21 protein-coding genes are annotated in these 20,074 nt (G+C 32.0%); 12 read left to right on the forward strand and 9 right to left on the reverse strand.

Features of this window, described 5'->3' with window-relative positions; all coding sequences use genetic code 11:
- Positions 1–56: 56 nt before the first annotated feature.
- Positions 57–716 (forward strand): DUF6565 domain-containing protein, encoded by a 660-nt coding sequence (locus ASF10_RS18220; RefSeq protein ID WP_056252292.1) that lies wholly within the window; start codon positions 57–59, stop codon positions 714–716.
- An 88-nt stretch (positions 717–804) separates the two neighbouring features.
- Here the strand turns inward: ASF10_RS18220 and ASF10_RS18225 are convergent, their stop codons facing one another.
- Together ASF10_RS18225 and ASF10_RS18230 are read right to left on the reverse strand one after the other, a co-directional pair.
- Positions 805–1,194, reverse strand: coding sequence for a helix-turn-helix domain-containing protein (locus ASF10_RS18225; protein WP_056252295.1), 390 nt, complete (start codon positions 1,192–1,194; stop codon positions 805–807).
- Between the two features lie 105 nt (positions 1,195–1,299).
- Entirely contained in the window at positions 1,300–2,091 is a 792-nt protein-coding gene (locus ASF10_RS18230; RefSeq protein WP_056252298.1) for an O-methyltransferase, read from the reverse strand.
- A 179-nt stretch (positions 2,092–2,270) separates the two neighbouring features.
- On the opposite strand from ASF10_RS18230, the gene ASF10_RS18235 reads away from it, so the two are divergent.
- Entirely contained in the window at positions 2,271–3,821 is a 1,551-nt protein-coding gene (locus tag ASF10_RS18235) for an SDR family oxidoreductase (protein WP_056253023.1), read from the forward strand.
- A 111-nt stretch (positions 3,822–3,932) separates the two neighbouring features.
- Here ASF10_RS18235 and ASF10_RS18240 read toward each other — a convergent pair whose 3' ends face one another.
- From ASF10_RS18240 to ASF10_RS18250, 3 genes are all read right to left on the reverse strand, one after another.
- Positions 3,933–4,475, reverse strand: a complete 543-nt coding sequence (locus ASF10_RS18240) for a hypothetical protein (protein WP_055095520.1) — start codon at positions 4,473–4,475, stop codon at positions 3,933–3,935.
- A gap of 234 nt (positions 4,476–4,709) precedes the next feature.
- Entirely contained in the window at positions 4,710–5,177 is a 468-nt protein-coding gene (locus ASF10_RS18245) for an FKBP-type peptidyl-prolyl cis-trans isomerase (RefSeq protein WP_056252299.1), read from the reverse strand.
- Positions 5,178–5,260: 83 nt separating this feature from the next.
- Entirely contained in the window at positions 5,261–7,123 is a 1,863-nt protein-coding gene (locus ASF10_RS18250; protein ID WP_056252302.1) for an ABC-F family ATP-binding cassette domain-containing protein, read from the reverse strand.
- Positions 7,124–7,449: 326 nt separating this feature from the next.
- Between ASF10_RS18250 and ASF10_RS18255 the strand changes: the two genes are divergently transcribed.
- Both ASF10_RS18255 and ASF10_RS24265 read left to right on the forward strand, forming a co-directional pair.
- The gene (locus ASF10_RS18255; protein WP_056252304.1) at positions 7,450–8,004 is read left to right on the forward strand and encodes a DUF6934 family protein; all 555 of its coding nucleotides are present in this window, start codon (positions 7,450–7,452) and stop codon (positions 8,002–8,004) included.
- 12 nt (positions 8,005–8,016) lie between these two features.
- On the forward strand, positions 8,017–8,187 hold the full coding sequence (locus ASF10_RS24265; protein WP_157849071.1) for a hypothetical protein: 171 nt from the start codon (positions 8,017–8,019) through the stop codon (positions 8,185–8,187).
- Positions 8,188–8,253: 66 nt separating this feature from the next.
- On the opposite strand, the gene ASF10_RS18260 is transcribed toward ASF10_RS24265, so the two are convergent.
- Together ASF10_RS18260 and ASF10_RS18265 are read right to left on the reverse strand one after the other, a co-directional pair.
- On the reverse strand, positions 8,254–8,673 hold the full coding sequence (locus tag ASF10_RS18260) for a helix-turn-helix domain-containing protein (RefSeq protein WP_056252306.1): 420 nt from the start codon (positions 8,671–8,673) through the stop codon (positions 8,254–8,256).
- A gap of 130 nt (positions 8,674–8,803) precedes the next feature.
- Positions 8,804–9,769 carry a hypothetical protein gene (locus ASF10_RS18265; protein WP_056252310.1) on the reverse strand — a complete coding sequence of 322 codons (966 nt, stop codon included), beginning with the start codon at positions 9,767–9,769 and terminating at the stop codon, positions 8,804–8,806.
- A gap of 144 nt (positions 9,770–9,913) precedes the next feature.
- Here ASF10_RS18265 and ASF10_RS18270 point away from each other — a divergent pair, with 144 nt between their 5' ends.
- Positions 9,914–11,344 carry an undecaprenyl-phosphate glucose phosphotransferase gene (locus tag ASF10_RS18270; RefSeq protein WP_056252312.1) on the forward strand — a complete coding sequence of 477 codons (1,431 nt, stop codon included), beginning with the start codon at positions 9,914–9,916 and terminating at the stop codon, positions 11,342–11,344.
- Here ASF10_RS18270 and ASF10_RS18275 read toward each other — a convergent pair.
- Positions 11,341–12,081, reverse strand: a complete 741-nt coding sequence (locus tag ASF10_RS18275) for a tyrosine-protein phosphatase (protein ID WP_056252315.1) — start codon at positions 12,079–12,081, stop codon at positions 11,341–11,343. The genes ASF10_RS18270 and ASF10_RS18275 overlap by 4 nt on opposite strands.
- 189 nt (positions 12,082–12,270) lie before the next feature.
- Here ASF10_RS18275 and ASF10_RS18280 point away from each other — a divergent pair, with 189 nt between their 5' ends.
- Positions 12,271–13,386 (forward strand): DUF5009 domain-containing protein, encoded by a 1,116-nt coding sequence (locus tag ASF10_RS18280; protein WP_241774984.1) that lies wholly within the window; start codon positions 12,271–12,273, stop codon positions 13,384–13,386.
- 75 nt (positions 13,387–13,461) lie between these two features.
- Here the strand turns inward: ASF10_RS18280 and ASF10_RS18285 are convergent, their stop codons facing one another.
- Positions 13,462–14,052, reverse strand: coding sequence for a hypothetical protein (locus ASF10_RS18285; RefSeq protein WP_056252318.1), 591 nt, complete (start codon positions 14,050–14,052; stop codon positions 13,462–13,464).
- A gap of 140 nt (positions 14,053–14,192) precedes the next feature.
- On the opposite strand from ASF10_RS18285, the gene ASF10_RS18290 reads away from it, so the two are divergent.
- From ASF10_RS18290 to ASF10_RS18315, 6 genes are all read left to right on the forward strand, one after another.
- The gene (locus ASF10_RS18290; protein ID WP_056252321.1) at positions 14,193–15,374 is read left to right on the forward strand and encodes a hypothetical protein; all 1,182 of its coding nucleotides are present in this window, start codon (positions 14,193–14,195) and stop codon (positions 15,372–15,374) included.
- 30 nt (positions 15,375–15,404) lie between these two features.
- A complete protein-coding gene (locus ASF10_RS18295; protein WP_056252323.1) occupies positions 15,405–16,568 on the forward strand; it encodes a glycosyltransferase family 2 protein in 1,164 nt (387 codons plus the stop codon).
- 84 nt (positions 16,569–16,652) lie between these two features.
- Entirely contained in the window at positions 16,653–17,993 is a 1,341-nt protein-coding gene (locus tag ASF10_RS18300; RefSeq protein WP_056252328.1) for a dihydrolipoamide acetyltransferase family protein, read from the forward strand.
- 216 nt (positions 17,994–18,209) lie between these two features.
- Positions 18,210–18,980: a 3'-5' exonuclease gene (locus ASF10_RS18305; protein WP_056252330.1), complete on the forward strand. Its 771-nt coding sequence runs from the start codon at positions 18,210–18,212 to the stop codon at positions 18,978–18,980.
- Between the two features lie 96 nt (positions 18,981–19,076).
- Positions 19,077–19,688: a fumarylacetoacetate hydrolase family protein gene (locus tag ASF10_RS18310; RefSeq protein ID WP_056252334.1), complete on the forward strand. Its 612-nt coding sequence runs from the start codon at positions 19,077–19,079 to the stop codon at positions 19,686–19,688.
- A complete protein-coding gene (locus ASF10_RS18315; RefSeq protein WP_056252336.1) occupies positions 19,688–20,032 on the forward strand; it encodes an Hpt domain-containing protein in 345 nt (114 codons plus the stop codon). The genes ASF10_RS18310 and ASF10_RS18315 overlap by 1 nt, the downstream gene beginning before the upstream one ends.
- Positions 20,033–20,074 lie beyond the last annotated feature (42 nt).

The raw sequence follows: 20,074 nt of genomic DNA on the forward strand, positions 1-20,074 counted from the left end.
TATTTTTATTTGAAAATTTAACTATATTTGTTATCTAATCTTAAATAATCAGAATTATGAAGAACATACAATTATTATCGGGAATTGCATTAATAGCATTAGCTTTTACATCATGTAAAGATGAGAAACAAGAAAAAGCTCAAAAAACAATCGACGCCTATGTAGCCTACGTAGACTCAGTTAAAAATGTCAAAGCTGACGACTTGAAAGCAGACTGGAAAAATGTCGAAGCTGAATATGACAGAAAAGCTGCAGAAGCTCAAACTGCCCTTGCAGATATTAAAGACAATACTGCTGCTACAGAAAAAATAAATGAGAGCAAGATTAAATACGAAGAATTTAAAAATGAAATGACCACCGTTTTTGCCCCACCGGCTCCAAGCCCAAAACAACAATTAAGAAACGCCTTATTTGGTGAAGGAAAAATTGGCGATGATATGAATTTTGATTGGGTAAACGCTAAAAATATTCATAGTGTGTACCAACAATTTGTTCATACAGTAGAGAATAACAAAGATAAATATTCTCGTGAAGACTGGGATGAAGTAAAATTAATGTACGAAGCACTTGACAGCCGTAAAAATACAGTTGAAAAAGAAGGTCTTACATCTGAAGATAATAGAAAAATCGCAGGTTTAAAATTGAAATTTGCACCAATGTATACTGTTAACAGAATGGGTGCTAAATCTGAAGAAAATAAAGAAGCTAAAAAATAATTAGTTTAAAATTGAATTAGTCTTAAAAAGACAATCAGAAATGATTGTCTTTTTTTTATGCACTAATATTGCTGAATCGCCCTGAAATTTATTTGACGATTAGTTTTTCAAGCCTTGTCATCATTTCATCTTTCTCTTTAAGCATACGCTCATATAATGCGATTTTTTCTTCATGCAATTGAATAATCTTTTCAATTGGATTGTAGTTGTTAATTATTAATGTACTATCACTAAAAGTATTAGCAATAATATTTAACGCCTGATCCTGATCAAAACTTTGAAAAGCTTCAACCGGAATTTTCAAAGAATTGGATATTTGTCTTAGTAGATTATCTTCGATTACATCTTTCTGTTCCAACATAGAAATTTTTTTCTGGTTCCAGTCTTCTCCCAAATCATAAGCTAATGCTTCCTGTTTAATGCCAAGCATTTCTCTGAAGCGTTTTACGTTTCTGCCTTGATGAATTTTCTGTTCCATAATGAATGTCGTTTTTCTGAAAGTTCAAAGATAAAGCTATCTGTATTAAAAAAAATGAATTTCAAAGATAAAAAAACATCTTATAAAACGTTCTTTTGTCAGATATTATGCCCTAATCACAAAATGTTCTTTTTCCTGCTCGTATCTAAAAAACACAAATCCCCATTGAAAAGTATCAATTGTTACAGTAACTTTTGGATGGTTTTTAATGATTTCCCAAGCTTCTTCCATTTCTGGAGACCAATGAATATCATCAAAAATCCAAACAGAATCATTTGTAATAGTCGTCAATAAAAGATCGAAATAAGCTAAAGTCGCTTTTTTAGAATGATTTCCGTCAAAATATATTAAGTCGAAGTTTTCAGTCTCGGTTTTTAGTCCCAGTTGAAGATCCTTAAGATAACTTTCGAATTCTGTAATTATTGGGTCAACATTATTACAGTCAAATTTATTTAATTGATTTTTCGCCACATCTGCCGTTTGCGGACAACCTTCAAGCGTAATTACTTTTGCGCTTGTGTTTCCTAAAGCTAAGGCAGAAGTTGCCAAACCTAAAGATGTTCCAATTTCTAGAATGTTTTTGGGCTGAAAATAATTAGTTACGCGAAATAATAATTCGGCTCGTTTTGGAGAAATTCCTGCTGTCTTTGCTATTTTTGAAATCTGTCTTCTGTTTGATTTAAAAACTTTTGAACCTGCTCCGAAATCTGTTACTTCGATAAATTTTTTATTTTCTAAAAGCGATTTTCTGTAATTCTTTAAGATCGAATACTCTGGTTTTTGCTTTTTGTCGTAAAAACATTTCGTCAATAAATTAAATACGAAAGGGGAATGAACTCCATGTTCGTTTTTAGAGTTCCAAAGGAATTTTAAATAAGATTTTATCTGAAATAGCATAAAAATAATTACATATAAATGCGAAGATACAAAAAAGTCGAAAGTCGAAAGCCTAAAGTCATAAAGTGAAGTTTAAAGGCAAGGGTATTATTTTAAGACTTTAAGCTTTCGACTTTAAGACTTTTAAAAGACTATATTTGTCAACTTTAATTTAAGCTAATAGTAATACATTTTTTATGATGTTGAAGGAAGAAATAGAGGATATGAGCAAGATATCTTCTGAAGAAATTAATCGATGCATTGCTATTTTGGCACAATTGAACACCAATACAGATCAGATATTTGATATTCCGAAAGAACAACGAATCGCTTTAATCAAAGAAGCCGGAATGTTTTCGAGACCGGATCGTGATGAGTTTGCGAGAAGAGTTAAAGACGGAGTACAAGCAATCAAGCGTAAAAAAGAAAAGAAAGACAAAACAGCGCGTAAAGAAACTGGAATTCGTCACGCACGTGAAGCGAGTATATTTGTTGCACCAAAATTATTGGCAGTAAATGATCTTGCTCATAAAGAACAATTAGAACTCGAAAAGCCAAGAAATTGTTATGTCTGTAAAACAGAATTTACTAAAATGCATCATTTTTATGATACAATGTGTACAGATTGTGGTGATTTTAATTATGCCAAACGTTTCCAGACGGCTGATGTAAAAGGGCAAATTGCTATTATTACAGGTTCTCGTTTAAAAATTGGATATCACATTACGTTGATGCTTTTACGTGGCGGGGCAACAGTTATTGCTACAACACGTTTTCCTGTAGATTCGGCTTTGCGTTTTGCAAAAGAAGAAGATTTTATGGAGTGGGGTCATCGCTTAAAAATTCACGGTTTAGATTTAAGACATATTCCGAGTGTTGAGATTTTTTGCAATTTTATTGAGCAAAAATACGAACGCCTTGATATTTTAATTAATAATGCAGCACAAACAGTGAGACGTCCTGCCGGTTTTTATTCGCATTTAATGCCAAATGAAGAATTGCCTATAAGCGCATTGCCCAAACAAGCACAAGATTTATTATCTGATCATTTGAATTGTCTTGATGAATTGAAAATCCTGACAAGCGGAGCTTCTTCAAACGATAATATGCCGGTAACGTGGCATGGTCCGGAACCAGGAATTGGTTTGCGTGCCTCGGCTCAATTATCACAAATTCCGTATTCGTTTGATAATGCCTTGATAGCAAATGAGGTTTTTCCGGAAGGAGAACTCGATGCTGATTTACAACAAGTAGATTTACGTAAAACCAATAGTTGGCGTTTGCGTTTGGGACAAATAGAAACTACTGAAATGATCGAAGTTCAGTTGGTAAATTCTGTTGCGCCTTTTGTTTTATGTAACCGACTTTCTGAAGTCATGAAAAAAGACAATACAGGGCAAAAGCATATTATAAACGTTTCGGCAATGGAAGGAAAATTTCATCGTTTTTTTAAGGAAGATCGTCACCCACATACCAATATGGCAAAAGCTGCTTTGAATATGTTAACGCATACTTCGTCCGGAACTTTAGCAAAACATGGTATTTTTATGAATGCCGTTGATACAGGCTGGGTAACCGATGAAGATCCTGCCGAACTGGCGAAAAAGAAACTGGAATTAGAAGATTTTCAGCCGCCATTAGATATTGTAGATGGCGCAGCACGAGTTATGGATCCTTTGTTTGATGGTATAAATACAGGCAAACATTGGTGCGGGAAATTTTTGAAAGATTATAATCCGATTCCGTGGTAGACTTTTAGTCTCAGTCTCACTATTCAGTCTCAGTTTTCTTTGTGATCTAAAAAATAAAAAACCACAACAAAATATATTCTGTTGTGGTTTTCTTTTAGAAATATAAGTCGATTAACGGTAAACGTTTTCTCCTTTGTTTGATTTCCATTCTCTTTCAAAATATTCAGCATCTTCGTCATTACGAGTATGAACTCCTAATACAACGTGACCATCTTTAATTCCGTCTTCATAAACTTTTGCTCTGTCTTCAGGAATACCAGATCCTACTAAGGCTCCAATTAATCCTCCTGTAATTCCACCCGCTCCGGCTCCGGCTAATCCTGCAGCAAGAGGTCCAGCAATAATTAATCCTAATCCCGGAATAACAAGGCTTGTTCCTAAAGCAGCAATTACTCCTACGATAGCACCAATTGTTCCTCCAATTGCAGATCCTGTTCCTGCAGTTTCAGCAGCTTTTGTACCCAATTCAGAATGATCATCTTTATCTGAGTAATGTTTTTTTCTTGTTTCGTCAGACATGATAAGGTTTATTTCATCCTTTGTATATCCTCTGTCGTTTAAAGTGTTGTAAGCTCTTTCTGTGCTTTCACGATCTGTAAACATTCCTGTTAATATTTGACGTTTAGTTCCGTCAGGGTTATGTGTATTTTCCATTTTATGTAAATTTATATTGTGAATTCATTTTCACTTACACAAAGCTCGTGAAACACTCCAGATAGTTATTTACATAATTTTTCTTAATAATTACATATTGAAATTTTCATTTTAATAAAATAGTTCTCATTTTTTAATATTATTTCATTTATGTAGATTTTAATGCAAAAAGAAAACCACAACAAAATATATTCTGTTGTGGTTTTTATATATAGAAATAATGCTTTAATTCCTTTAGTTGACTTTAATTAATTTAACGTCAAAAATAAGTACAGAACCTCCTGCGATTCCATTATAATCAAAACTTCCGTAGCCTAAACGTGAAGGAACTAATAAAATTCCGTTTCCGCCTTCTTTAAAATATGTAATACCTTCAGTCCAGCCTTTAATAACCTGATTTAATCCAAAAGAAAGCCCTTCGTCTTTACTTTTATCAAATACATTTCCGTTAGAATAATATCCTTTATAAGCTACAGTTACATTTGATGTTGCTGTTGGTTGTTTTCCGGTTCCTGGTTCATTGATGACATAATACAAGCCAGATTCACTTTTTATGGCAACTAAATTATTTTTTGCAATATAATCTGTAATTTCTTTTTCGTTTTCAACAGTGAAATCTTTTTCCGGTTGATTTGTTTCTTTATCACCGTTACAAGATATAAAAAGTGTTAAAGCTAATAATGAAGTTAAAAGGTATTTCATGAATTTTCGATTTTTAAAAGCGTAAATATATTAAAATTTCAAGATAAAAACTGAGACTGAAAACTGAGACTGAAAACTAAATATTACCCTTCAATTTTAGCCGAAAGCTCAAACCAACGCTCTTCTTTCTGATCTATTTTATTGATAATGTTTTGTAGTTCGTTTGCTTTTTTCTCGATATCAGCATCGGCAACTTTTCCGTCAGAGAATAATTGCTCGATTTTAGTTTTATCAATTTCCAGATCTTTAATTTCTCTTTCTAGTTTTTGATATTCTTTTTGCTCATTGAAAGTTAGGTTTCCTGTTGGATTATTTTGTTTCCAGTCTTTCTTTTCGGCTTTGTTTTCTTCTTTTTGAGCAACATCGGCACTATCTTCATAAGCTCTGAAATCAGAATAGTTTCCTGGGAAATTCTCTATTTCACCATTTCCTCTAAAGACAAATAAGTGATCCACGATTTTATCCATAAAATAACGGTCGTGAGAAACTACAAGCAAACATCCGGGATAATCTAATAGAAAACTCTCCAGAACGTTTAGCGTAACAATATCTAAATCGTTTGTAGGCTCATCCAGAATCAAAAAGTTAGGATTCTGAATTAAAACAGTACATAAGTACAAACGTTTTAATTCTCCACCGCTTAATTTTTCTACAAAATCATATTGTTTTTTGGCATCAAAAAGAAAACGCTCCAATAATTGTGAAGCCGAAATCATACGCCCTTTTGCAAGCGGAATAAATTCTCCGTATTCCTTAATAATATCAATTACACGCTGTTGTGGTTTTGGGTTGATACCGGTTTGTGTGTAATAACCAATTTTTATCGTTTCACCTTTTATCACGCGACCACTATCTAATGGAAGTGTTCCGGTTAAAAGATTTAAAAAAGTAGATTTTCCAGTTCCGTTCTTTCCAATAATACCAATACGTTCTCCACGCTGAAAATCGAAACTAAAATTGTCCAGAATAACGTGATCCTTGAATTTTTTTGAAATCTTGTGAAGCTCAATAATTTTGCTTCCCATTCGTTCCATATTAATTTCAAGTTCGACTTTGTTTTCAAGACGACGGCTTTGTGCTTTTTCCTTAATTAAATAAAAATCATCCTGACGGGATTTTGATTTTGTAGTTCTTGCTTTTGGCTGACGGCGCATCCATTCTAATTCTTTTACGAATAAGTTTTTAGCCTTGTCAACGCTGGCATTTTCAGATGCAATTCGTTCTTCTTTTTTCTCTAAATAATAAGAGTAATTTCCTTTATACTGGTATAATTTTCCGTTATCAAGTTCGATGATTTCATTACAAACACGTTCTAAAAAGAAACGGTCGTGCGTAACCATAAATAAGGTAATGTTTTCTTTTGCAAAATAACTTTCAAGCCATTCGATCATTTCAAGATCCAGGTGATTGGTTGGCTCATCAAGAATTAATAAATCCGGACGATTGATTAAGATAATCGCCAACGAAAGACGCTTTTTTTGCCCTCCGGAAAGATTTTTTACTTTTAGTTTAAAATCTTCCAGTTTTAATTTGAATAGGATTTGCTTGTATTGCGTTTCAAAATCCCACGCATTATGTTGGTCCATTCCGTCAAAAGCTTTTTGATATGCTTCTTCATCGTCTGGATTTTCAAGTGCTTTTTCGTATTTTTCTATAACTTTTAAAGTCTCATTATCTGAAGCAAAAATACTTTCTTCGATAGTCAGTTCTTCCTGCAAATTATTATTTTGCGACAAAAAAGCCATTTTAATGCCTTTTCTTAAAACTACCTGACCAGTATCTGGTTCGTCTAAACCATTAATAATGCTCATAATGGTTGTTTTTCCAGAACCATTTTTGGCAATAAAAGCAATTTTTTGGTCTTTATTGATTCCAAATGAAATGTTGTCAAAAAGCGTTTTCTCGCCAAACGACTTCGATATATTTTCTACAGATAAGTAATTCATGTTGTAATGTTGCCTAAAATAGGGCTTTTTTGTTTATTTAAAAAAAGAGGTCTCTAATTAGGTCTCTAATTTTAAATAGGAGTTTAATTTAGACGGTGCAAAGATACCTTTTTGGATCAAAGAAAAAAATAGCTTAACATTAGTGTTCAAATGTAAAAATATAGTGGCTTTGGATATTTTTATTTGATTTTAAAAAAAATGACATAACAAACTAAATTAAAGTTTATGGATATAAGCTGTAAAAGGCAAATCAGTTTACAAATTATAAGAAAAAATACAATATAATTGAAAGAAAATATTTACTTTTAATTTTTTAAAACTTCTAAATGAACCTGAATTCCTATACATATAATTTATCCGAAAGTAAAGATGAGAATAATAATTATTTAAGATATTATTTTATAAGTGAAGGTAAAGAATCAATTATTAAAGTCATTGATTATCAATATGTTCAGGAATATGAGGAACATGATATTTATAATTTAGCATTTGGAAATTATGATGCAGAAAAAGATATCGTAGTTGATGATGCAAATTCAAATAATGGTGATGTTTATCCTGTATTCAATACTGTTTTACTTAGTATAACTGCTTTTTTTGAAATTTTTCCAAATGACAAAATAATTGTCCAAGGAAGTGACGGAACACAAGATTTTTTAGAAAAATGTAAAGAAAACTGTATAAAGAATTGCAAAGATAATAAATGCAGAAAGTTCAATCAGAGATTGAAAATTTATAAAGGCTACGTTGACAAAAACTATGATATTTTAATTAAGGAATATAAGTTTTATGGTGGCTTTAAAGATGAATTTCAAAACTCTTACTTAGAGGATTACGTGAAAAACAAAGAGTATTTTAGTGTGGTAGTAGAAAAAATATAATACCTTTGTACTATGGAAAATAAAGTTATAAAAAACGACAAATATGTAAAAGTGTCAGAAAGTGCTCTTTTATCATTGGTTTCTTCAAAATTGAAGGAAAGAATTTTGTTTCCCGAAAAAGTTGAAACCGCAAAAAAATTCTTAAATAATTTACATTTTAAATCACTTGTAAAGAAGGTTTAAAAATAAAAAAAAGTGTCATGAAAATGGCACTTTTTTTATGTTTGGTGATATATAATAATTACAAAATTATTTATTGATTAATTTTTCAAGTCTTTGCATCATTTCATCTTTCTCTTTCAACATACGTTCATACAATGCAATTTTGGCATCATATAACTCAATAATTTTATCTACGGGATTAAAAGAAGGTTGGTAGCTAAATCCAGAAGCGACTGCATTATCTTTAAAATCCTGGAATGAATAAGTATTTGCAATAATATTCACTGCTTGTTCTTCATCAAAATTTTGAAAAGCTTCAACAGGAATTTTTAATACATCTGAGATTTGATTTAGTATATCATCTTCAATTACATCTTTTTGCTCCAGCATAGAAATTTTCTTCTGATTCCAGTCATTTCCCAGATCAAAAGCCAATCCTTCTTGTTTGATTCCAAGCATTTCTCTAAAACGTTTTACGTTTCTTCCCTGATGTATTTTTTGTTCCATAATGAATATCAATTTTCTAAAGATTCAAAGATAAACCCATTTCGATGAAAAGCATGAGTTTCAAAGATAAAAAAATATCGTGTAAAATAATTTTTCCGCAAAAAGTAAACTATTATACGCTTATTACAAATTATTTATGGATGTAGGATTTTAGGATCTCGCTTAAATCAAAACGATGAATTTGCTGGATAACATTAATAATAGGTTTGCGTACCAAAGCTTCATTTGTCACGTAATAATGCAAACCATCCTGAGTTGCAATTCCTTCTATTTGAAGAATGGGGAATTTAATGCTAATTCGTCTTTTATTTCCGGATAAAAAATCATTGTCCTTGTAATCGTATAATAGGTATAAAAATGGTTTTCCAATTTTTGAATATCCGCAAAGAACAATTAATTTTTGTGATTCTAAATAGGTTGCTCCAGTTACTAAACCTTTTGTATCAAGAGTATCTTTTAGTCGTGCAACGTGATTGCCGGATTTGTTAGATAATGCATAAATGCTGGTTTTAGAAGAGTTCCACTGTTTGGTGAATAAATAGATACTGTCTTTTGAAACGATAAAAGCTTCGCAATCAAAATTGGTTGTATTTGGTTTTTCTAAATTCAGATTTTTTTGGTCTGAATAGGTAAAAGAAATGGTTTCTGTAATGGGATTTCCTTGTAAAAAGGATTTTTTTTCAATTTTTAAAATGTTAAGATCACTTCGGTTTCCAGAATAGTTATTGCCAAAATCACCTATGTATAAATAACTGCTGTCCTGAGAAATTTCTTCCCAGTCGTGATTTGTGGTTTTGTCAAGAATGATTTTTTTCCGGATTTTCCCCAACGAATCTAACCCGTATATTGTTTTGTCATGATCGTCATTATGTGTCCATAATAAATTATCAAAAGCAATTAATCCTGAAGTTTCGCGTATCGAGTCACTTAATTTAATAGAATATTGTGGTTTGATTTTGAGATCTTTATACAAGCAACTTCCGTCATTTATTGTTGCTTGCGGATTATAGTTTTTAGAGCTGGGATCTGTACAACCCTTAATTTGTGCATAATTAGAAGTAAAAATGAAACAAAAAAATAAAATAGTTTTTAGCATATTCTGCAATGTTATATTTGCATAAGATAAAAGTAAAGTTTTAAAGAATAGCTTTAAATATTATTGAAAAAATATAATTAAAATGTTATTTTGCGGTGCTAATTTAATTTAGGCTTTTCTCTGGATGTAGCATAATTCCCAAATATGAAAATTTTACAACAACTTTCACATTATCGTATTTCACGCTATTTTAAAATTTTATTTGTAGGTGTAGATTTGGTATTGTTAAATTTAGCTACAATCCTTTCTGCATTGGCAAGATTTGGCAGTTTAGACAGGCTTTTGTCTAAAGAAGAAAGAACGGTTTCATTGCTGGCAATTTTAATATGGGTTGGTTTATTGCTTCAAAATGATTCCAACAGAAGTATTCGGGTTGAGCCGATCGAATCGATATTGGTACGGACAATAAAAAAATTAGTAATTCATGCATCTCTAATTTCAATTTTTGTTGTGTACCTGAACTACACTGATATTTCGCGATTGAGATTGCTGTCTTTTTACCTTATATTCTTCGGTTTATTAATGATTTCGCGTTATTTTTCGATGAAACTTTTAAAATATATTCGGGCAAAAGGATATAATTTTAAAACTTTTATAGTCGTTGGAGCTAATGAATCCGGAGATAAAATCCGCAAAATATTAGCCAAAGATCTAACTTACGGATATCGGTTTTTAGGTTTTTTTGATGACAAAACAGATGACAAAACAGATGATAAAATTGTTAGTTCAAATTTAATTTTGGGCGGATTTGATGCGATTAGAGATTTCGTTATTCAAAAAAAAGTAGATGAAATGTATGTGGCATTACATATTGATAAGATCGAAATAATCAACGAATTGACCAGAATTTGCGAACAAAACATGGTAAGGATCAAATTTATTCCTGATTTTCAATTGTACACAAAATCAAGCAAGGTCGAAGTTACTTTTTATGAAAATACTCCTGTACTAATGTTTCGTACAGAACCTTTGGAATTTCCTGTAAACAGACTTGTAAAAAAAATATTTGATATTTGTTTCTCTTCATTGGTTATCTTTTTTGTGTTTCCGTGGTTGTTTCCTATTATAATGCTGATTATTAAAATAGAATCTCCGGGTCCAATTTTCTTTAAACAAAAGCGATCAGGGCGGGATAATAGATCTTTTATGTGTTTTAAGTTTAGAAGTATGTATGTAAATGATTTTGCGCATGATAAAATAACCCAAAAAGGAGATAGCCGCGTGACTAAGTTTGGTGCTTTTATACGCAGAACAAGTATTGATGAGCTGCCACAGTTTTTTAATGTTTTCTGGGGAGACATGTCTGTTGTAGGACCGCGACCACATATGATGAATGTTGTAAAAGAATATAGTGATCTAATTAATAACTATGTTGTCCGCCAATATGCAAAACCCGGAATTACAGGATGGGCGCAGGTTAATGGTTTTCGCGGTGAAACAAAAATATTAAGCGACATGGAGAATCGGGTAGAATATGATATTTGGTATATCGAAAACTGGAGCTTATTACTGGATATGAAAATCATTATAAAAACAATCATCAATATATTCAAGGGCGAAGAGAATGCTTATTAATGCAATTTAAAAAACTGATTGTTTTTTATAACTTCCTTTAGATTAGAAACGTTATCAATTTTTATTTTTTCGCTAAAAGAGGCAATATGTTTCATATGATGTACATCAGTTCCTGTAAAATCGTACATTCCTTTTTTTAGAAGTTCATCAGCAATTTTAGTTATCCTTTCTCCATAATAACCTACTGTAGATAATAAATTCAGTTGAAATAAACATCCCACTTTTTTTAGTTTTTCATATTCGCTAAAATCCTTTCGATAGTATAAATAACGTTCCGGATGCGCCAAAACCGGAGTATATCCGGCAACTTGCAATTCAAAAAGTGTTTTGTACAGATGAATAGGAGGACTTTGATATGATATTTCTACCAATACATAATTGTCTTTTAAAGTGAGAAGCTTTTCGTTTTTGAAATGATTTTCGAACCAGTCATCCATAAAATATTCGGCAGCGGCATGAAAAGGAATCGTTGTATTTTTTTCTTCTAAAATAAGTTTAACTTCCTGATGCCTGGCAGTAATAATTTCTGCAGAATTATTCCATACATAATGGCTAATATGTGGTGTTGTGATAAATTGAGTAATCCCAATTTTCTGAAATTCAGTTACAAGTTTTGTGGTATCTTTTATGGTTTTTGCTCCATCGTCTATTCCGGGTAATAAATGCGAATGAATATCAATATAATTATCAGACAAAAGGTCTTTTAGAACTGGTTTGGATTTTAAAAACGATAGCATGTTGCAAAAGTATGAAAACAGAAGGGATTTGTTATTACTTAAATTTAATGTAACAAATGTAACCTGACCTTTTGTAATTATATTATATTTGAATTGCTAAAAATCTACCATTTTATGAAAATTAACGAAAATTTATACAACCAGAGGATTATTTCTATAGATGCTTTACGATGAATTACAATTTTTGTTATGATTTTTGTAAATGAACTTGCAAGTATCAAAAATGTGCCTCAATGGATGAAACATATGCCGGCAGATGCTGATGCGATGACTTTTGTTGATGCTGTTTTTCCCGCTTTTTTATTTATTGTAGGCATGTCAGTTCCGTTTGCTTTTAATGCCCGATTGTTAAAAGGAGATAGTGCTAAAATAATTTGGTCTCATACTTTAAAAAGAGCTTTGGCATTGATCATAATTGGTGTATTTATGGTTAATGCAGAATATGGTTATGATGCTGCAAAAATGATAATCGCGCCAGCATTTTGGGGACTTTTGGCTTATACAATGCCAATCCCGATCTGGAATAAATATGATAAAAATTTTCCGGTTTGGTTAAAAAACACCCTTCAATATGGCGGAATGTTGGTTTTAGTAGCGTTGTATTTTTTATATGTTCAGGATACAGGAGAAATTGGGATGACGCCAAAATGGTGGGGGATTCTGGGTTTAATAGGTTGGGCATATCTTTTTACGGTAGTTTATTATTGGCTGGTTTGCGGAAAGTTATGGGCAATGATTGCTTTTTTAGTAGTTTGTGTTTTAGCCAATGCTATAAATTTAACTCAAGGCGCACCTTTGCAGAATTTGCCTTGGTTTAATTTTATTTCAGGACATTTAACACACGCTGCTCTAGTTGCTGCAGGAGTAGTTATTTCGCTATTGTTTTTTGATCGAAAAGTGCCTGCAAAAATCAATTGGGCGGTAATAGGTTTTGCAATTTTGTTTTTTGTTACAGGATATTTATTAAGACCTTATTATGGAATTTCAAAAATTAAAGGAACTCCGTCCTGGACCATGTTTTCGGCAGCAATTTGTACCATTTTGTTCTACTTTCTTTATTGGTTGATGGAAATAAAAAAGATAACCAAATGGAGTAATTTCTTTATGCCTGCAGCGGCAAATCCGTTATTGATTTATATTTTGCCGGGCGTAATTTATTATTTCTGTAAAGCTTTTAATATTCATATTATTCCGGGATATTTCCGTGAAGGAGTTCCGGGAATTATCTGGTCACTTGTGTTTTCTACCATTATGTTGTTTGTAATGAAATTATGCAACAGGTATAAAATTCAATTGCATTTGTAAAAAAATAAAAGTTTCAGGTTTCAGGTTTCAAATTGCGTTAACATGAAACCTGAAGCTTGAAACATAAAACAACTTTCACCTCTCAATTATAACTGATTTTATTTCTAAAAATGCTCCCGAAACCGGATTGTAATTCACAAAATTGAATTTACAAAGATTATGAATATCTAAAATTTTACCATCAGAGAGTCCGTCTTGTTTAAAGTCTGACCAAAGAATTTTTATAGTTGTAAATTTTATGGGTGAAGATGCTAAATCAACTCTTGGGTGCGAACCTCCGTGCACACAGCCGGTTCCTTCCGGATTTCCTTCTCTGGCTTGTAATTTTATAAGATGAGATGATTTATAAGTAATCGTTACAAATCTAGAATTGTCAGATAAGTTTGTTGGAGCGCCATCATTAGAACTTGAATTTGTGACCATAACATTTAATTCAATTTCACCAACCGGATTATTTTTTGCAGTTATTCTAACAATCCCTTGTTCCTGACGAACCCTATTTATAGTTTCCTGATTTTCTACCGCAGGTCCGGCAATATACCAAGTTGAGGTTTTGATTAAATTCTTATCTGAATTGTTTTTAAAAGCGCTAAATCCAAACATGAAAAATGCTATCATTAGAATTAAAAGCAAGAATTCAGTTTTAATCAATATTTTCTTTTTCATATAAATGAAATCTTATTTACCATCAAAAATATGATTTTATAGTTTGTTACAGGTTTTCTTTTTTTATTATTTCTAAAATCAGCTTCGGTTCTAAATTTAATTTTAAATTTGTAAGAAGTTGTTTCTTAAATAATTACGAAATGAAAAATGTAAAATCTCTAATTCTTTTGTTTTTCTTTTTTCTGAGTTCACTTTGTTATTCGCAAAATGATTCAATTTCGAATAACGAAAAAGATATTTTGGATGTTTTATATAAGCTCTTTCATAAAAATGATTCAACACGAATTAATCCGGATAAAAAAGTTGCTTTTTCTTTGCTTCCGGTTCCCATAGATGCAAATAAAAGTGCAGGATTAGTAGTTTCTTTTTTGACTACATTTTACCTAGGTGACAGCAATACGACAAAAATGTCACAGGTTTCGTTTTCGCCTTATTTTAGTTTTACCAAACAATATGTTTTTCCTGTACAATCTTATATTTATACAAAAGACAACAACTGGAATTTTATTGGTGATTATCGTTATATGATTTATCCACAGCCTACATACGGTTTAGGCGGACATAATACAGATAAAAAAATGTCGACTTTAGATTATCAGCAATGGCGTTTTTATCAATTTGCAACCCGAAAAATTATTGGCGATTTCCGTTTAGGATTAGGTTTGTTGTTGGATAATTATCAAAATATTTCTGAAGAATCCTATATAGACGATCAAACCGATTATTCAAAATATATGAATGGTGATTTCTCAAACGAAAATTCTTTTGGTGTTGCTATTCAGGGATTGTATGATTCCAGAAAAAACAATGTAAACCCGGAACAAGGTTTGTATGTCGAAGCAGATTATAGAATTAATACCAGTGGAGTAGAGGGCTCAAAATGGAAATCTATTTATCTGGATGCCCGAAAATATCATTCTTTCCATAAATACAAACACAGAGTTTTAGCTTATCGAGCTTTTTATTGGTCTACTTTTGGCGGAAAACCACATTATCTTGATTTGCCAAGTATTGGTTGGGATCGTGACGGAAAAACCGGTCGCGGATTTACAAGAAATAGATTTCGTAGTAATGCGCTGATTTATTTTGAAAGCGAATATCGAACAGATATTTCTAAAAACGGATTTTGGGGAGTTGTGTTTTTTACCAATCTTTCCTCGGTTTCAAAGTTAGATACTTATGATTTCAAAAAATGGAATCCTGCCGTTGGAACCGGTTTGCGAATAAAATGGAACAAGCAAAACAACAGCAATTTAGTCTTGGATTTTGGTGTTAGTAAAAACGATTGGTCATTGCGGTTAGGTTTGGCTGAAAATTTCTAACTTTCCAAAAAATCCACAGATCAAAATTTCATGCAATTATCGGTAATTATTCTCAATTATAATGTACGTTACTTTCTGGAACAATGTGTTTTAAGTGTTCAGGAAGCGCTTTTGACACTTGATGCCGAAATTATTGTAGTCGATAATAATTCATCAGACGAAAGCTGTTTGATGATGAAAAGTAAATTTCCAAACGTAAAATTAATTCAAAACAATTCTAATTGCGGATTTCCAAAAGGTAATAATATTGGAGTCAATGAAGCTTCAGGAAAATATATTTGCATTTTAAATCCGGATACGGTTGTTGCTGAAGATACGTTTATTAAAGTTTTGGCTTTCGCCGAAAGGCAAATTGATTTAGGTATTATAGGATGTAAATTGATTGACGGAACAGGAAGTTTTCTGCCCGAAAGTAAACGTGGGATTCCAACGCCGTGGGTTGCTTTTACAAAGATTTTTGGCTTGTATGAAGTTTTTCCAAAATGGAAGGTTTTTAATCAATATTATGCGCAACATATACCTGAAAATGAAACCGGAAAAGTCGAAATTTTAGTTGGCGCATTTATGGTAATGCATCGTAATTTGTATCTTGAACTGGAAGGTTTTGATGAAAAATGTTTCATGTATGCAGATGATATCGATTTGTCATATCGGGTGTTGCAAAAACAGAAATCAAACTATTACTTTCATGAAACAACCGTTTTGCATTATAAAGGAGAAAGCACCGTGAAAGACGAAAAATATATGAAACGTTTTCAGGAAGCAATGAGTTTTTTCTATCAGAAGCATTTTAAAAAATCATGGTTTTTTGAGTTTTTCATTCAAATCGGAATTTGGATTTTCTCTTTCATAAAAATGTTTGAGGGAAAAACGAAGTCAAAACCTTCACCGGAAAGTGTTGTTTTTTATTCTTCAAATAAGAATTTGTCTGAAAAATTACCTTTTATTTTAAAAAATAAAGTTCTCTTTTTAGATTTGAAAAAAGAAAAAATGGTAAATTCGTCCCTGATTTTTAAGGGTAAAAAGGTTGAGATTATTTTAGATAATCAGTATGTTTCGTTCAAAAAATGTATCAAAATCATAGAAACTCTTAAAGATAAGAACATTACTTTTAAGATTTTCCCCAAAAACACAAATTTTATTATTGGGAGTAATTCCAGAAATGACAGAGGGCAAATTATAAAAATTGAGTAAAAAATTATATTAAGTGTAATTTATATTTAAAATATTCAGTAATTTCGCAATCAGAAAATCAAAATCATCCTTTAGATTAACAATATGGCAAGATTTGAATTAAAGCTTCCTAAAATGGGAGAAAGTGTCGCTGAAGCAACTATTACCAACTGGTTGAAAGAAGTGGGAGATAAAATTGAAGCTGATGAAGCTGTACTGGAAATTGCAACTGATAAGGTTGACAGTGAAGTGCCAAGTGAAGTTTCAGGAATTTTAGTTGAACAGTTATTTGGCAAAGATGATTTAGTTAAGGTAGGACAAACCATTGCAATTATTCAAACAGAAGGCGATGCACCAAGTGCAAAATCTGAAGAAACCACAGTTCCTGCTGAAGTGGCAGAAATAGAACAAACTATAGAAGCTGCGAAAGATGTGGTAACTGCTCCACAGGATTTTTCAGGATCTGATAAATTCTTTTCTCCGTTAGTAAAAAATATTGCGAAAGAAGAAGGAATTTCTGTTGCTGAATTAGAAAGTCTTGCCGGTTCAGGAAAAGATGGACGTGTAACAAAAGAAGATATTTTAAAATATATTGAAGATCGTAAATCAGGTTCCGTAACTCCAATACCTGCTGTTGCTGCTCCAAAAGTGGCAGAACCAGTAGCGCAACCAGAACCAGTAGCAAAAGTAGCTCCGGTTCAAAAAAGCCAGCAAGCAGTTCCGGTTTCTGTAAATGGAGGTGATGAAATCATCGAAATGGACAGAATGCGTAAACTGATTTCAGGATATATGACAGCTTCTGTGCAAACATCAGCTCACGTACAATCATTTATCGAAGTCGATGTAACGAATATTGTAAAATGGAGAGAAAAAGTAAAAACTGCTTTCGAGAAAAGAGAAGGTGAAAAGTTGACTTTTACGCCAATTATGATGGAAGCGGTTGCAAAAGCGTTGAAAGATTTCCCGGGAATGAATATATCTGTTGATGGTGATTATATCATCAAAAAGAAAAATATAAATTTAGGGATGGCTGCAGCTTTACCAAACGGAAACTTAATTGTTCCTGTAATTAAAAATGCAGATCAATTGAATCTTGTTGGAATGGCAAAAGCAGTTAACGATTTAGGAAACCGTGCAAAAGCCGGAAAACTAAAACCAGATGATACTCAAGGCGGAACTTATACAGTGACGAACGTGGGAACTTTTGGCAGTGTTTTTGGAACTCCAATTATCAATCAGCCACAAGTAGGTATTCTTGCTCTTGGTGCAATTCGTAAAGTGCCTGCAGTTATCGAAACTCCAGAAGGTGATTTTATCGGAATCCGTCAAAAAATGTTCTTGTCGCACTCTTACGATCACAGAGTAGTTGATGGAGCTTTAGGTGGAAGTTTTGTAAAAAGAGTAGCAGAATATTTAGAAGCTTTTGATATAGATCGTGATTTCTAAAATCAAATAAAAATAAATTCAAACCCGGAAAATTTCAATGATTTTCCGGGTTTTTTGTTTGTAAGAAAAGGTTAAAGAAATCAACGTTGCCTTTCTTTAATAATATATTTTAAAGTTAAAGTCTAAAAATTGAATCCATTTTTGATTAAAAAAAATGAGAATACAGGAGGAAATTCGGCTTTAAAAATTACATTTGTAATCTTATAAAAATTAAAAATGGAACTCAAACTCAACAAACCAATTTGCTTTTTTGATCTTGAAACAACCGGAATTGATATCGGTAAAGATCGAATAGTAGAAATTTCGATATTCAAAGTTTTTCCAAACGGAAATAAAGAAAGTAAAACCTGGTTAGTGAATCCTACGATTCCAATTCCGCCACAAACTACGGCTGTTCATGGTATAACCGATGAAAAAGTAGCAAACGAACCTACTTTTAATGAGTTGGCGCCGCAAATTCATAATATGATTAAGGATAGTGATTTGGGTGGTTTTAATTCAGATCGTTTTGATATTCCGTTGTTAGCTGAAGAATTACTTCGCGCCGGAGTTGACTTTGATATGAAAAATAAAGTATCAGTAGATGTGCAGACTATTTTTCATAAAATGGAAGAGCGTACCTTAAGTGCTGCATTGAAATTTTATTGCGGAAAAAGTCTTGAAAATGCACATTCTGCAGAAGCAGATACAATGGCAACTTACGAAATATTAAAAGCACAATTAGATCGTTATCCGGATTTAGAAAATGATATGAAGTCATTGTCTGAATTTACAACCCGTAAAAAAATAGCTGATTTTGCAGGAATGATCGCTTTTGATAAAGACAACGAAGAGATTTTTACCTTTGGAAAACACAAAGGTGCAAAGGTTGATAAAATCCTTGAAACCGAGCCGGGATATTTTAGCTGGATTCAAAATGCAGACTTCCCATTATATACCAAAAAGGTTCTAACGGCGATTAAATTAAGAAAGTTAAACACAAAATAAGTTTTCAGTCACAGTGTCAGTCTTCAGTTGTATACTGGGGCTGATTTTGTGTTTACACAGACTGTGACTGAAAACTGAGACTGAAAACTAGAAATAATGAAGATTATTTGCATCGGTAGAAATTATACCAATCATATTGAGGAATTAAAAAACGAACGTCCAACAGAGCCAGTAGTTTTTATGAAACCGGATTCGGCAGTTTTATTGAAACAACATCCGTTCGTAATTCCGGAATTTTCTGAAGAAATTCATCACGAAATAGAGATAATTGTTAAAATTAACAAAGTAGGAAAGTACATTGAGCCTAAGTTTGCACATAAGTATTATGATGAGATAAGTGTAGGTATAGATTTTACTGCCAGGGATTTACAAGATAAATTAAAAGCTAAAGGATTGCCTTGGGAGAAGGCAAAAGCATTTGATGGCTCTGCGGTTATTGGAGACTTTTTACCCAAAACTGATTTCGTTTCGATGGAAAATCTTACATTTGAGTTAACAAATAATTCTAAAACAGTTCAAAAGGGGAATACAGGGTTTATGCTCTGGAAAATAGACGAACTTGTATCGTATGTATCGCAATTTTTTACCTTAAAAATTGGGGATATTATTTTTACAGGAACTCCTGAAGGTGTAGCTTCTGTTAAACCAAATGATGTTTTAGAAGGCTTTTTAGAAGATAAAAAATTATTTAGAATACAAGTAAAATAATGGCTTTAAAATATAACCTTTCGAAAGTATATGCGCTTTCAGACAATGATCCGGAATTTGTAAACGAGATTCTGCAATTATTTGTTACTGAAGTTCCTGAAGATTTACAGCAAATCAAAGAAGGGATCAAGAAAAAAGATCATAAATATGCATATTCATATGCACACAAAATAAAACCAACATTAGATTTAATGGGGTTGAATGTTGCTTTTGAAGAAATTCTGCAAGTTGAAGCCTGGACAAAGGCCGAAGGCAAAAAGAAAGAAATTATCGAAACTTTTAAAAGTATTAAAATACAGGTAAAAGAAGCAATCAAAGAAATTAAAAAAGATTTCGATTTGTAAAATTCATATTTCATCCTGTTTTCTTTTTTTAATTGGATCATA

The sequence above is a fragment of the Flavobacterium sp. Leaf82 genome (assembly GCF_001422725.1).
In the GTDB taxonomy this organism is placed as follows: domain Bacteria; phylum Bacteroidota; class Bacteroidia; order Flavobacteriales; family Flavobacteriaceae; genus Flavobacterium.